At 36.8% G+C, this 14,414-nt stretch carries 15 protein-coding genes and 1 pseudogene; 5 read left to right on the top strand and 11 right to left on the bottom strand.

Annotation, left to right across the window (positions count from 1 at the left end; genetic code table 11):
* Positions 1–10 precede the first annotated feature (10 nt).
* From CA265_09650 to CA265_09635, 4 genes and pseudogenes are all read right to left on the bottom strand, one after another.
* Positions 11–223 carry a hypothetical protein gene (locus CA265_09650; GenBank protein ARS39898.1) on the bottom strand — a complete coding sequence of 71 codons (213 nt, stop codon included), beginning with the start codon at positions 221–223 and terminating at the stop codon, positions 11–13.
* Between the two features lie 105 nt (positions 224–328).
* Positions 329–706: an ATPase gene (locus CA265_09645; GenBank protein ARS39897.1), complete on the bottom strand. Its 378-nt coding sequence runs from the start codon at positions 704–706 to the stop codon at positions 329–331.
* Between the two features lie 109 nt (positions 707–815).
* Positions 816–1,216: pseudogene (locus tag CA265_09640) on the bottom strand (GxxExxY protein).
* 136 nt (positions 1,217–1,352) lie between these two features.
* Entirely contained in the window at positions 1,353–2,543 is a 1,191-nt protein-coding gene (locus tag CA265_09635) for an acyl-CoA dehydrogenase (GenBank protein ID ARS39896.1), read from the bottom strand.
* A 113-nt stretch (positions 2,544–2,656) separates the two neighbouring features.
* Between CA265_09635 and CA265_09630 the strand changes: the two genes are divergently transcribed.
* Both CA265_09630 and CA265_09625 read left to right on the top strand, forming a co-directional pair.
* Positions 2,657–3,025: a dihydroneopterin aldolase gene (locus CA265_09630; GenBank protein ID ARS39895.1), complete on the top strand. Its 369-nt coding sequence runs from the start codon at positions 2,657–2,659 to the stop codon at positions 3,023–3,025.
* 1 nt (position 3,026) lies between these two features.
* On the top strand, positions 3,027–4,430 hold the full coding sequence (locus CA265_09625) for an FAD-binding oxidoreductase (GenBank protein ARS39894.1): 1,404 nt from the start codon (positions 3,027–3,029) through the stop codon (positions 4,428–4,430).
* A gap of 45 nt (positions 4,431–4,475) precedes the next feature.
* Here CA265_09625 and CA265_09620 read toward each other — a convergent pair whose 3' ends face one another.
* Positions 4,476–4,961 (bottom strand): thioesterase, encoded by a 486-nt coding sequence (locus CA265_09620; protein ID ARS39893.1) that lies wholly within the window; start codon positions 4,959–4,961, stop codon positions 4,476–4,478.
* 77 nt (positions 4,962–5,038) lie between these two features.
* On the opposite strand from CA265_09620, the gene CA265_09615 reads away from it, so the two are divergent.
* Both CA265_09615 and CA265_09610 read left to right on the top strand, forming a co-directional pair.
* Positions 5,039–5,473 carry a heat-shock protein gene (locus tag CA265_09615; protein ID ARS39892.1) on the top strand — a complete coding sequence of 145 codons (435 nt, stop codon included), beginning with the start codon at positions 5,039–5,041 and terminating at the stop codon, positions 5,471–5,473.
* A 366-nt stretch (positions 5,474–5,839) separates the two neighbouring features.
* Positions 5,840–7,156 carry a nicotinamide mononucleotide adenylyltransferase gene (locus CA265_09610; GenBank protein ID ARS39891.1) on the top strand — a complete coding sequence of 439 codons (1,317 nt, stop codon included), beginning with the start codon at positions 5,840–5,842 and terminating at the stop codon, positions 7,154–7,156.
* Positions 7,157–7,263: 107 nt separating this feature from the next.
* Here CA265_09610 and CA265_09605 read toward each other — a convergent pair whose 3' ends face one another.
* The 3 genes from CA265_09605 to CA265_09595 all read right to left on the bottom strand — a co-directional run bounded on the left by CA265_09605 (position 7,264) and on the right by CA265_09595 (position 8,857).
* Positions 7,264–7,545: a Txe/YoeB family addiction module toxin gene (locus CA265_09605; protein ARS39890.1), complete on the bottom strand. Its 282-nt coding sequence runs from the start codon at positions 7,543–7,545 to the stop codon at positions 7,264–7,266.
* The gene (locus tag CA265_09600) at positions 7,527–7,736 is read right to left on the bottom strand and encodes a hypothetical protein (GenBank protein ARS39889.1); all 210 of its coding nucleotides are present in this window, start codon (positions 7,734–7,736) and stop codon (positions 7,527–7,529) included. The genes CA265_09605 and CA265_09600 overlap by 19 nt, the downstream gene beginning before the upstream one ends.
* A 98-nt stretch (positions 7,737–7,834) precedes the next feature.
* Positions 7,835–8,857 carry an LD-carboxypeptidase gene (locus CA265_09595; protein ARS39888.1) on the bottom strand — a complete coding sequence of 341 codons (1,023 nt, stop codon included), beginning with the start codon at positions 8,855–8,857 and terminating at the stop codon, positions 7,835–7,837.
* Positions 8,858–10,143: 1,286 nt separating this feature from the next.
* Here CA265_09595 and CA265_09590 point away from each other — a divergent pair.
* Positions 10,144–11,442: an RNA helicase gene (locus CA265_09590; GenBank protein ID ARS39887.1), complete on the top strand. Its 1,299-nt coding sequence runs from the start codon at positions 10,144–10,146 to the stop codon at positions 11,440–11,442.
* Between the two features lie 146 nt (positions 11,443–11,588).
* Here the strand turns inward: CA265_09590 and CA265_09585 are convergent, their stop codons facing one another.
* From CA265_09585 to CA265_09575, 3 genes are all read right to left on the bottom strand, one after another.
* Positions 11,589–12,914 carry a flagellar motor protein MotB gene (locus CA265_09585; protein ARS39886.1) on the bottom strand — a complete coding sequence of 442 codons (1,326 nt, stop codon included), beginning with the start codon at positions 12,912–12,914 and terminating at the stop codon, positions 11,589–11,591.
* Between the two features lie 237 nt (positions 12,915–13,151).
* On the bottom strand, positions 13,152–13,817 hold the full coding sequence (locus tag CA265_09580; GenBank protein ID ARS39885.1) for a hypothetical protein: 666 nt from the start codon (positions 13,815–13,817) through the stop codon (positions 13,152–13,154).
* A 15-nt stretch (positions 13,818–13,832) separates the two neighbouring features.
* Positions 13,833–14,363 carry an RNA methyltransferase gene (locus CA265_09575; protein ID ARS39884.1) on the bottom strand — a complete coding sequence of 177 codons (531 nt, stop codon included), beginning with the start codon at positions 14,361–14,363 and terminating at the stop codon, positions 13,833–13,835.
* Positions 14,364–14,414 lie beyond the last annotated feature (51 nt).

The raw sequence follows: 14,414 nt of genomic DNA, 5'->3' as shown, positions 1-14,414 counted from the left end.
GACAAACTTCTTATTTCTTCTTCGAAGCCACCAATACAAATACACCAGCTACTAAAATAATACCACCCACATATGGTGGCCAGTTAACAGCTTTTTCTCTGTCGGCAGATATTTGAATGGGGCCGGCATCAACTAGTTTTTCTTTTTTGGTATAAGTAAAGCCTGTCCAGATGAGCATGGCAATGCCCACAACGATTAATACAAGTCCTAATGTTCTGTTCATGATATTTGATTCTATTTATATCAGAACAGTAAAGGCTTCGATAAGTTTTTATTAGAATTTATAACCTGAAGAAAGCTTACTCGCTACCTTTAAATTTCGGCTAATTTATTCGTCAAAGAAATCTACCAATCCTCCAAGGAAATATTCCTGGATTCCTTCAGTAAAATCTTTGTAGTCTTCATCGGGAATGTTGGTTTGTTTAAACTCTAACGAAGTTCCTTTTTTATCTTCATGAAGTTTGATGGTTACAATAGAAGGTTCGTTTTCTTCTCCAAAATACCATTGCTGTACAATCTGTTTACCGTAAACAAACTCAATATTTTTGCCCGTAATGTCCCCGTCCCAGAAAGAGAATTCAGTTTCAGGTGCTTCTTCAAATTCAACTTCGGCGCCAGTCCATAACTTTATGCTGGTTTCTTTGGTAAGTGCTAAATAAACTTCTTCTGGTGGGGCAGGTATGTAGGTGTATTTTTTAAAGTCCATTCTGTATCGTGATTTTTGGGATTTAATGATTTTCAAGATTATTGTTCGTTAAAAATCAAATCCCGTTAATTTATTATTAAGATTAAGTATGCATCATCATGCCCGTCTTTTAAATCTTGTTTAATCCTGATCTATATTTATTTATTGCAGGATTGTATATCTTTTTAAATTGAAGGCTTGTGGCGCCAAAATTAATTAATAATCCTATAGAAAACCCATAAGCTACGACATAATTTTTAGCTTGAGCCAAGTGCACATTTTCAAGATTTATGATGGCTTTGATTTCTACTACCACCAGATGCTCAATAATAAAATCTGCTCTTCTTTTCCCAACTTCAATGGTGTTGTAGAATATGGCTTGTTCAACTTCTCTCTTAAATTTTAATCCCGCATTTTTAATTCAATAGCTAAACAATGTTGATAAATAACTTCCTGAAAACCATTTCCTAAGGTGTTATGTACCTTCATGGCACAGCCGTTTATTTTGTAGTTTATCTCATCTATGTCCATCTTGAGCGTGTCGTTTAGACTTGGTTCAAGACAATAGTTAGGGATAAAACTATTTAATTTACCAACTTCAGTTGTTGCTTATCTATTTTATGGGTTTAGGTATCATGAAAATCCTTAAATCTTTGTCTTCCTGTTGTTATTTAAATGCATTTAATCCGGTTACATCCATTCCGGTAATGAGTAAATGTATGTCATGTGTTCCTTCGTAGGTAACAACCGATTCCAGGTTCATCATGTGGCGCATAATAGAGTATTCGCCTGTAATGCCCATTCCACCAAGCATTTGGCGGGCATTACGTGCAATATCGAGTGCAATTTCCACACTGTTTCTCTTCGCCATCGATATTTGCTCTGCTGAGGCCCTGTTTTCACTTTTCAATACACCCAAGCGCCAAACCAATAGCTGACCTTTGGTAATTTCAGTCACCATTTCGGCCAATTTCTTTTGTTGTAACTGAAAACCGCCAATCGGTTTCCCAAACTGAACACGCTCTTTCGAATAACGTAAAGCGGTATCATAACAGTCCATTGCTGCGCCCAGTGCACCCCAGGCAATACCATAACGGGCCTGATTTAAGCAGCCTAAGGGGCCTTTTAATCCACTGATTTCAGGGAAAATATTTTCTTTGGGTACTTTGACATTGTCAAAAACCAGCTCACCTGTAGCAGATGCTCGTAAACTCCATTTATGATGTGTTTCTGGTGTTGAAAAACCTTCCATTCCCCGCTCTACGATCAATCCCCTTATTTTTCCAGATTCGTCTTTTGCCCAAACCACTGCAATATCGGCAAATGGAGCATTACTGATCCACATTTTTGCGCCGTTTAAAATGTAATGGCTACCAGCATCTTTAATATTGGTTACCATGCCACCCGGATTGGAACCATGATCTGGTTCTGTTAATCCGAAACAACCCATCATTTCGCCACTGGCTAGTTTAGGGAGATATTTTTTACGTTGTTCTTCAGAACCATATGCATAAATTGGATACATTACCAATGAACCCTGAACAGATGCAGTAGAACGGATTCCAGAATCACCCCGTTCTATTTCCTGCATTAAAATGCCATAAGCTGTATAATCTAGCCCTGCACCACCATATTCAACCGGAATAGTAGGGCCAAAGGCACCAATATCGGCCAAACCTTTTATTAAATGTTTTGGAAATTCTGCTTTTTGCGCATAATCTTCAATAATCGGACTTACTTCTTTTTTTACCCAATCTCTGGCCGTGGCACGGATTAATTTGTGCTCATCGGTTAACAATTCGTCTAATAAATAATAGTCTGGTGCCTCGTACAGGTCCTTTTTTGCTGATTTGCTCATGTAATTTCGTGTTATCTGGTTAAGAAATCGCGTTAATTTCAAAGGTAACAATTTACGACAAGGGGCATTATATTCATGAATAAAAAATTAATTTTGCAGCATACAAAACATACATGAGCCATTTCAAACAAACCGTAGCGTTAAAAGATGTAAAATGCTTTGCCTTACATGGGTATTATCCGGAAGAGCAACTTATTGGAAATCATTTTGTTGTCGATCTTGAAACAGAATTTACACCGCAAGGTTTTGATGATGAACTGGGGCAGACTGTTAATTATGAAGATTTGAACGCTATCATTATCGGAGAAATGAAGCATACACAGAAGCTTTTAGAAACCGTTTTGAAGAATATCATTTTGAAAGTAATTGAATTGTACCCTTTTGTTGAAACTGTACAGGTGAGTATGAAGAAATTAAATCCACCAATGCCGGGCCAGATCGGACATTCTTTTGTTAAACTTACTTATACATCAGCCAATTAAAATGAATTTTACAAAGATAAATCCTGAAATTTTAGCAGAAATTAAAGCTGCTGTTGGAGCAGAGAAAGTTTTTACTGATGCTGATAGTTTAGAAAATTACAGTCATGATGAAACCGAGGATTTGCGTTATCAGCCAGAGGTTGTCGTAAAGCCAACAACACCCGAAGAGGTTTCTGCTTTATTGAAAATCTGTAATGCACACCATGTACCGGTTACGCCACGTGGAGGTGGAACAGGTTTGAGCGGTGCAGCTTTGCCGATTTATGGCGGTATTTCTTTATCGATGGAGAAATTTAAGGCCATTCTTGATATTGATACCGAAAACCTGCAGGCTACAGTTGAGCCGGGCGTAATTACCGAGGAATTTATCAATGCGGTAGCCGAAAAAGGACTTCTCTATCCCGTTGATCCAAGCAGTAAAGGATCTTGCTTTATCGGTGGCAATGTAGCCCATGGTTCTGGTGGACCGAGGGTAGTAAAATATGGAACCATACGCGAGTATATTTTAAACCTTGAAGTGGTTCTGCCTAATGGCGACATTATATGGACAGGTGCCAATACTTTAAAATATGCATCGGGTTATAACTTAACGCAGTTAATGATCGGATCAGAAGGTACACTGGCTGTGGTGACTAAAATCGTGACCAAATTACTGCCAAAACCGAGCCAGTCTGTTTTAATGATGGGCTCTTTTAGCACTAATGAAGATGCATGCGCAGCTGTTTCTGCAATTTTTAGGGCAGGGGTAACCCCATCGGCATTGGAGTTTATGGAGCGGAAAGGAGTGGAGTGGGTAATTAAATTCGATGATATTAAGTTCGATTTAAAAGATGATGTTGCTGCGTTGTTGATGATTGAGTTTGATGGAGATGATTTGGACGATATTTTTAAAAACTGCGAGAAAACCAATATTGTTTTAGAAGAGCACAACTGTACGGAAGTGTTATTTGCTGATACTGCTGCTCAAAAAGAAGAATTGTGGCGCATGCGCAGAACCATGGCCGAATCGGTTAAATCAAACTCGGTGTATAAAGAGGAAGATACCGTTGTGCCGCGGGCAGCTTTACCTAAACTCGTTAATGGAATTAAAGAAATTGGTGCCAAATATGGTTTTGAAAGTGTTTGCTACGGTCACGCAGGTGATGGAAACTTACACGTAAATATTATAAAAGCCGGCATGAGTGATGAGGACTGGAAAAATAAACTTAAGTTCGGTATTGCTGAAATATTCGAATTAACCACTGCTTTGGGTGGAACATTATCGGGCGAACATGGAATCGGTCTGGTGCAAAAGGAGTTTATGCCAATTAAATATTCTGAAATCCACCTGAATTTAATGAGGGGCATTAAAAATATTTTCGATCCTAAGGGGATATTAAATCCAGGGAAGATTATGCCTGATTAATTTTTTCGTCACCCTGAACTTGTTTTTAGGGTGACGATTACTTTATCATGCTAATTGTTCAAAATCTAACATTTTTCGCTTCTCTTCTTCTGGTAATTCAGTTGGTTTGCCTGTTGCATAATCAACAGCAATGCAAACCGTTTTTCCTTTACTGCATATTATTTCTTCGGCTCCTTTTATTTTAACAATCTGATAGTCTAAGTCGAAGCTCGTGTTGCCAATTCTCGATGTTTTGACATGGATGGCAATTTTATCATTCATTACAATAGGCAGAATGTAATCTAATTCAGCATGGGCGATTACAATACCTGTTTTCTTCCAATCCCACTTTATAATTTCTTCCCAGTATTTAGTTCTGGCAATTTCCAGATAGGTAAAGTAGACCGAGTTGTTTACATGACCCATCATATCGAAATCAATAAAGCGCAAATGGACATTGGTTTTATAGTTGAATTTGTCTGAGAAATTCTTTATTTCTGCCAATTTGTCTTTTGATTTGGATTTATTTTGCCAAAATGTCTTAAAAATCATAAATATTTGCTTTGGTATGTAAGTTGAATAAGGTGTATTATCAATTTAAAAATTAAAAAAAATAAAGAATAAGCGATATGACACTAGTAAATTTTAACAACAGAACCCGTAACACAGCTCCTTACTTTAACAATGTTTTTGATTCATTGTTTAGCGATGCAGTAAGTAAAAACAAAATGGTTGATAAATCGCCAAATGTGAATATTTATGAAAATGAAACCGCGTATGTTATTGAGTTAGCTGCTCCAGGTTTGAAAAAAGAAGATTTTCAAATCAATTTAAAGAAAGATACCCTTTCAGTTTGGGCAGAAGTTAAAAAAGAAGAAATCCAGGTAGCTAAAGATTTTACACGTAAAGAATTTGATTATAGCTCATTTGCAAGATCATTTAATTTACCAGATAGCGCTGATGGTGATAACATTACTGCCGAATATAAAGACGGTATTTTATCGATCAATATCAGTAAAAAAGACGATGCTAAATTGCAACACAAAGAAATTGTAGTATCGTAATTAAGATTTTCTCGGGAGAGGATTTTTCATAATAGTTTAGTTTTTTCAAAGGTTATGAGACTTGCATCAGGTGGATTTGAGGTAGATGTAATGGAGAATTGATGCAGGTTTCATAATAGTTTAAGTTTAGGTTTTATAAGGTTAATGCTGGATGGCATTAACCTTGTTTTTTTGGAGTAAAATCTTCATTTCGACCGCAGTGGAGAAATCTGTATAGTTGAATAAAGGCATTAGAGTTCTCTATTTCACTGTGCTTCAGCAGAAATGACGTTGCGTCGCGAGGTATATCATTGCTTAAGTATTTAGATTGATTTTAAGTTACATTCTTAAAATTAGCTTAATCTCAATTTTTTGTACTTTTGCGGCATGGAGAGAGAAATTCTGGATACGAAGCGTAAAGCACTTAAAATAAATCTTGACCCGAGAATTTACGGCACTTTTGCCGAAATAGGAGCGGGACAAGAAGTTTCAAGAAATTTTTTTAATGCTGGTGCAGCATCCGGAACAGTTGCCAAAACCATGTCGGCTTACGATATGACTTTTAGCGATGCCATCTATGGAGCGGAGACGAATGGTCGTTATGTGAGTCAGAACAGGCTTTTACAGATGCTCGATCACGAATTTGGTTTACTTAACGAACGTTTATCAGGCGAAAAATACGAAAGCCGTACCTTTTTTGCCTTCGCAGATACGGTAACAACCCTAAATTACAAACGTACAAACGAACCACATGGCTGGGTTGGAATCCGTTTCCAAAATGAGCCCGGAGGATTGCCTAATGAGATATTTTTTCATGTGCGTTTGCTGGATACCGATGTAAACATGCAGCAAAGGGTTTTGGGTATTATTGGTGTAAACTTACTTTATGCTGCATTTTACCATTACCAGGATCCCAAACTGATGGTAGAATCGCTCGCCGATAACTTAACCATAGGTTCGGTAGAAATCGATCTGATTTCGGTTAAAGGACCGGCTTTTCCAGGTGTAGACAATATTCTGCTTAATTTGTATATGATTATGAAAGATTTCTCGGCAGCTGCGATTTTCGATTCGGATGCGCACCCTCGCCAGGCTAAAGATCTTTTGTATAAAAAGGATATCATGATTTTAAGGACCAAATACGGTCAGAAATCATTACCTAACTTTAATCTGTTTAATAAAGCCACCGATCAGTTTAAGCGTACAAACAAAGTAGAAGAAGGAAACCTGGCGGTAATGATAGAGGTTTTATTAACTAATGTGTTAACCGATGCACAAGAAACGCCAGATGATATCGATTTAGAAGCAGTGGCTAAACGCGCTCAGGAAATGTGCGATACCGGGAATATTGTTATCGTTTCTAATTTTACCCGACACAACCGTCTTGCTAAATACCTGGCCAGGTGTAAACCCAAAAGTGTTGGTTTAGCTACGAACATCAACAACTTAAAATTTGTATTCAACGCTAAAAACTTTAGCGGCGAAAATTATTCAGGTCAGTTATTAAGCTACGTGAACGATATGTTTAATACCAATGTGCGTTTATTTGCTTATCCTTTCCTGGATAAAAAGACCAATCAGGTAATTACCACTGAAAATATGCCGGTTACACCAGAAGCAAAACCCTTGTTTGATTTTCTTTTGATTAACGGATATATTACTGATATTAAGGATTATAGCGAAGACGAAGTGAAGACCGTTTAGCGTGCGGATTGCTTGTCATGCGTATTGCTGCGGCGATTTGTGTATCAGGATCAGCACATTTTAATTAGCTAATATAATTTTTTATTGTACTCTGATTGAAAAATCAGTTACTTATCACCATAGTGGCCAAGCGCTGAGATGATGGTTACAGTAACTATGTTTTCTTCTATTTTATAGATCAACCTGTCTTTTCGGTTTATCTGCCTCGACCAAAAACCAGATAAATCGAATTTTAATTTTTCAGGTTTCCCAATTCCTATTTCCGGGTGTTCTGATAATTCAATGAAAATTTGGTTGATTCTTCTGATTGAGGGCTTATCTCCAGATTTATAATGTATTTCTAGGTCTTTTTTTGCTAGTTTTTCAACTTCTATAAAATACTTTCCCATATATTTTTGGGGTCTTTAATCCTAATTACATTACCTTTTTCAGCACTAACTGATCTTGCTTTTACCTTTTCTACAAATTCAGGATTATAAGGGCTATCCTCTTCTTTTTGAAAAGAAACATTTAAAGCTTTTAAAACTGCCTCGATTGCAATCTCCTGCTTTTTATTTTTAGGATGTGCGATTATAGTCATAACATTTATTTTAAATCAAAAATACGAAATTATTTAATCAACTGTTCAATTACCCGGCTTGCATTTTTCTTAAAATTACTTCCCTAAAACATTAGAAATTAAATACTTCTTAGCGTTGAGCCTGTTTCGTTTACGATGAAAGTATGGTTTACACCACACTTTAAAGCGAAGTTGTTTCGCTGGTGCCCCACAGGAAAATCAAAAGCAACAGGATAGCTGTATTCCTTTACTTTTTCTAGAACGATATCATAAATAGTTTTGCCAAATTCTTCCCCCTCATCATCAGGTTTAACTTTAAAGCCACCAACAATTAATCCCTTAAGGTTTTTTAGTTTGCCACTGCGTTTTAAATTCCATAACATTCTATCGATACTGTAGAGGTATTCGCCGGTATCTTCGATGAAAAGGATTTTACCTTTGGTATCTAAATCGGAATCGCTACCAGCCAAAGTTTCGATAATACTCAGGTTTCCCCCAACTAAAACACCATCAACCTTGCCTAATCTGTTATTGATATTAACAGGAGCAATATAGCCCATTTGTTCACCGATTATTGCATTTTTAATAGATAGGATCGTTTCAATCTGTATGGGTTCAGCTTTACTCCAGTCATCGGGGAAACTATTACACATTTTAGCATGAATAGAGGCAATGCCATAATTTCTGGACAGGTGACAATGCAAAACGGTGATGTCACTAAAACCAATAATCCATTTTGGGTTTCTTTTAAATGAAGAGAAATCTAATTTATCGATAATCCGTACAAAACCATAACCACCGCGGGCACACATAATTGCTTTAATTGTTGGATCATCAAGCATTTGTTGAAAATCAGCTAGCCGTTCCTCATCCGTTCCGCCGTAGGTAAAATTGCGTTTACCAATGGTATTGCCAACTTTTATGGTAAATCCCCAGCTCTGCATTTGTAAAACGGAAGGCTGGATTTGCGCTTGAGTAATGTACCCTGCCGGACTTGTAATCCCAATACAATCACCAGGTTTTAAATGCGGGGGAATTTTAAATGACGAAGATTCACTTTCAATGGTATTGGCGAGTGTTTTAAAAGCAGGAAGTACAGTTGTGGCTGCAATAAACGAAGAAAGGAAATGTTTTCTGTTCATCTAAAGTATAGGTGTGATATTGATTGGGCTAAGATATGATTTAAAATATTTGCATAAAAGAAAAGGGATTTATATCCATAAATCCCTTTTTAAACCAAACAAATTAATCTGTAAAAGATTAGTATAATGTGAATTATATAAATAACCAAGAATGAAATAAAATGTTTTGAGATTTTGAAAAAAAATAAATGTTATCCTATTCACTGTCCGCGAAATGACATTTTAAATCGTTGTATCTGCTCAATAGCCCTGATGGGAGCGGAAATACTTTTTGGCACCATTATGTTCTATTTTCGGAAATTTTTCCAAAAAGATTGAAGCGGACAGCAGGAAGAAGCCCTCACGATGAGCACTGCAATTGCGCTTCTAAACAATTTAAAAATACTGTCTAACTTAATTGTTGTGAATTCCTTAAGGGCCAAAGCTTCACTATATCGCACACCTTAAGAGGTTAAGTACATGAAAGAACCCATTTCCAAACCTTAACTTTCTTAACTCCTTAATGATAACAAAACTGCTTAATAATTACTCACTATTAAGAAATACCATCTAAGGCAATAAGAGATGAGCTGCTGGAGAGTTAAAAAATTAAAGGCTATCCATCGCGGATAGCCTTTGCTAACAACAAAACAAATATAAGATAACCAAATCTTGCCTGATTGAGCAGAATCAGGGTAAAGTGCTATGAGATACACTTTGCGGCCTAGTAATGGATTCGAACCATCGTAAAGAGTTTATGAAACTCCAACCTTCCAATCGGTCAACTGGCCCTGTTTTTATAATTGCTTTAATGCCAAATAATCTCTTAATTCTAAAATCTGTTCTTTATTTAAGCTATCTTCATCCTGTGCAAACGCTTGTTCATCTGTTCCGGTTTGTAAGGGATAAATGAGTTTCGGATAGTCATCTATAGCTGGGTATTGAAAATAAATCGACATCATTTTAGCGTTTAATTGTTCAACATATTTTTTGTTAATGATTAATGTTGAGCAAATATAGAAATAAGTATATAATATCTATAGATTTAGTAGTATTTATTTTAATAAATATTTCAACTGATTCATTTTCAGTAAAATAATTTTTCATGTGGATGATTGTTTTATTGGAAATGAAAGCTCTAGCCAAATAAACCTGCTAAAAAATGGCTTATTTTTGATTGGATAAATTGGAAAACCGAGCAAATTTATTCTGGAACTTGTCCCATCCGTTTTGAAGCCTTTAAATTCAATTTCAGAAAAGCTAATTATTTTAAGGATATTTGCAGTTCAAACATTAAAATAGTAATTGTGTCTTTAGATAAATTAAAACTCAGCAAACCACTTGTAGCGGCCATGACTGATGCAGGATTTTTAACGCCAAAAGAAATCCAAGCCAGAACAATGTCGCGCATTTTAGGTGGACAAGATGTTATAGCGGTAGGACCAGAGGGGTCGGGAAAAACAACAACTTATGTTTTAGCTACTTTAATGAAGTTGAAGTATGCATTTGAGGAAGCACCAAGAGCTTTAATTTTAGTGCCAGATGCAGAACATGTAGATCATGTTTTGGAGCAATTTAAATTATTGAACCGGAACAGTACCTTCAGGATTTTAGGAATTGACAGCCGTGGTGCTGTTGATACACAAATGAATGAGATTACAGATGGCTGTGATATTATTGTTGCAGTGCCTGACCGGGCTCGTGCATTGTACCTTAAATTAGCCTTAAATACCAATAAAATACAATTGTTCATTGTAGATAATGCAGAGCTTATTGTTAAAAAAGGCTTACAGTTGCCGGTTGTAGAATTAGCCAACAGCGCTTATAAGTCTCAGCATGTGGTGTTTACTGAGGTTATGCACGAGAAACTGAACCATATGATTTCGCCTTTTATGAAAGATTCTACTACCACAATTGAAGTAGATGAAATTGGCGAAAAGCAAGCGGAAGTTTATCAGCAGATGCTTTATCAGGTGCCTAATTTCAGGACCAAACTTAACCTGTTAACTTTATTATTAAACGATACCGAAGTTTTTGATAAAGTGGTGGTTTTTGTCAATACACGTTTAACCGCACAAACAGTTTACAAGAACTTTAATCAGCATAAGGAAGGGGAGATCAGTATTTACCGTTCGCTGTTTTTTGATGATAAAGGTTATGATGATATTGAAGACTTTAAAGATAATCCGGATGCAAGGGTTTTAATTGTAGCCAACGAGAATTTAGGCGAACTTAATATTGAAGGGATTCCTTTTATCCTGCATTTTGAATTACCTGAGCAGAAAGAAACACTAATTCAGCGCATTGTTAAACATGGCGATGAAGATGTGGTGGCCATTACATTTTCTACCGATATCGAATTGATTGAGGTGAAAAAAATTGAGCAAGCCATTGGTCAGAAATTGGAAGTAATGGAATTACCTGAAGATTTGAAAGTAGTTGATGCAGCCGCGAAACCGAAGAAAAAGAAGGGTGCTGAAGAAGACGAAACTTCCGAACGAGGTGCTGCTTTTCATGAAAAGAAAGCCAGTAATTTAAAAAACTACAATTACAGCGCGGGTACAAAGGCCAAAATGACTTATAAAAATAAGAAGGGCTTGTCTTAACAAAGGGCGTCACCCTGAATTTATTTCAGGGTCCATTCTGCCAATAAAGATGCTGAAACAAGTTCAGCATGACGCAGTGCTTTGAATATATAAAAAAGCTCCCCGGAAATTAATCCGGGGAGCTTTTTGTTAATCTCTATTTACGATTAGTATAACGTAAACTCTACACGACGGTTTTGTTGACGACCAGCTGCAGTTTTGTTTGTTGCAATTGGTTGGTCAGGTCCGTAACCTGTAGCTTCAATTCTTGATGCATTAGCACCTTGTGATACTAAATAAGCTTTTACTGATTCGGCTCTGTCTTTAGATAAACGTAAGTTTAACTCTCTGCTACCAGTATTATCAGTATGACCAGCTAATTTTAAGCTAAAGTTTTTCTCTACCAATAAACCAGCAACACGGTTTAAAGTAGCATATGATTTAGAACGGATAGTTGATTTACCTAAATCGAACTCTAAATTAGAAATCGCATCTCTAACCACTTTACGGTCAGCCTCAGTAATTACTTTGGTTTCTTTAATAATTTCGCGTTGAACTTTAATTGGACAACCAGAACCATCAACTACAGTACCTGATGCTGTTCCCGGACATTTGTCGAATTTATTGGCTACACCATCATTATCATCATCACCCAAATCTTTCGCATATTGCTCTCTATCGCGTTGTGCATTTTGCTCAGCAGTTGATAATGCTCTTCTTAACTCAGCGCTTTCTTCAGCTGTTTGTTTGTTTAAATTTGCCAAAGAGCTGTAGTTTTGTAACTGAGGTTTTGATTTATCTCCAATGGCAAACTCTAAACCAGCATGTGCATAGGCAAACCTGTCGTTAGTTGGACCATTAAATCCATCAAATTTAGCTGATTTAACAAAATTAACATCGTAACCTAAATCTACATTAATACCTTTAGCAACACCTAATTTAACACCTGCGCCAACTGGTACAAACCAACCTTCTCTGTAATATCCGGCATCCTGTACATTGGCAGGGTTAGTCGTAGCGCCTGATGACATGTAACCAGCACCCGCTTTTAAGTAAGGGATAAGTACTGCATTTTCCTGATTGATACTGATGTTTGCTACATTCCAAACGGCAGATAAAGCACCCGACCATTGGATATTGGTTTTGTAACCAGTATTCGGAATAAAAGTACCTGTACCAGTTGCAGCTCTTAATTCTTCAACTTTACCAGCTAAGAAATCGGCTTGGATACCCAATGATGGCAAAATTTGTTTTTTAATGTAACCACCGTAACCGATGTGCTCAACCGGCGTTTCGAATTGATGGTTCGAATTGCCAAAAATAGTTCTTGGGGTTAATAAACCTCCATGAACACCTATAGACCAGGTACGGAATTGAGTAGGAGAGAAACGGCCTGCAGCACTGGTGCTGGTTGGTGTTTCCTGTGCAAATAATTGTGATGATAAACCTAATAAAGCAATCAACATTGTTGATTTAGTAATTCTTGTATTCATGTTTTTCTATTTTGTAAATATTAGTCTCTTAACAGTTTTTATATCGTACTGTTTTGAACGGACTAAGAAAAAACCCTGCCAAAAGCATAATTTTTCTTACAAATAGCATGTTATCAGAAGATTAGGGGTGTAAAATTATTTCACAAAAAAGTTACTTTAGATTTAAGATCTTACCATTTTTTGTCTAGTATTCTATACAAAATCTAAATTCGGAGCTGTGATGTAGTGGTTTAAATCCTACTTGTCTGACGGATTTTTCTTATGGTTTAATAACATCTCTAAAGTTTTTTCGAGCCTGCCTGCACGCGTTTTATCCTGTTTTGCAGATAAAAGCCAAAGCACGTATTCTTTGCGGTGGGTATAAGCGAGCTGATTAAAGTAATCGAATGCCTGAGGATGGCTTTCCAAAAGGGTTTTTAAATCTTCAGGGAGTTTGACTATTTTATTCACCGGATCGATATATTCACCAAACTCGTTGGTTTTAATATGGTCGTTCCGCATTCCGGATGGTTTTACTTCAGCAATGAGTTTTAAACGCAAAGCTGTCCAGGTTTCGTTTACTGCTGCTGATGCGCATGGTGTTAAGCCGAATGTATTCAATTCTTCCCAGCTTTTCATCAGATCAAGATCAGACTTGATTTTTGACGTTTTTTTAGGGTAGCATATCCAGATAATGGTCCTGGCATCAATATAATCCAGATTGTTTTTAATTTGCTGGTCGAGCTGATCTTTGTTTATGGCAAAAGCGACCAATGCGTTAAACGTAGTTTCATCTCCATTATATTTTATCGTAATATCTGAAGGGATATCGCCAAATATAGCACCCGCCTGCTCCGGAGCATTAACTATCTTAATCACATCACCAGATTTTACCCGAAGTTTTTTTAAGAATAGATTTTCCATTTCTCTTATGAAAGACTATAACCTTAATTTAGCAAAGAAATCCCAAAAAACAATACCTGCAGAAATTACGATATTAAAAGAATGTTTCGTTCCGAATTGCGGGATTTCGATACACTCATCAATTTTAGCCATCACTTCATCACTCACACCATCAACCTCATTCCCAAAAATCAGTGCATATTTTTTGTTTGGATCGGGTTGGAAAGTATTTAACATCGTGCTGTTTTCTGCCTGCTCAATCGCAACAATCTCATAACCTAAAGCGCTTAAGGCGTCAACAGCCTGTAAGGTATCGGCATAGTGTATCCAATCAACAGATTGTGTGGCACCTAATGCTGTTTTTTCGATCTCGCGGTGTGGCGGTTGTGCCGTAATACCGCAAAGTATCACTTTTTCCAGGGCAAATCCATCTGCAGTGCGGAAAATCGAGCCTACGTTATGCATACTGCGGACATTATCCAAAACCACTACTACAGGCAACTTCTCCTGTGCTTTAAACTCTTCAATATCCGGACGATTTAACTCGTCTAATTTTAATTTTCTCATTATTTTAATTGATTACACAGATCGGGGGATTACACCGATTCGATATCATGC

It is taken from the genome of Sphingobacteriaceae bacterium GW460-11-11-14-LB5 (assembly GCA_002151545.1).
In the GTDB taxonomy this organism is placed as follows: Bacteria; Bacteroidota; Bacteroidia; order Sphingobacteriales; family Sphingobacteriaceae; genus Pedobacter.
The sequence above is the reverse complement of the archived record's forward strand: the minus strand, read 5'-3'. Positions and strand labels throughout refer to the sequence as shown.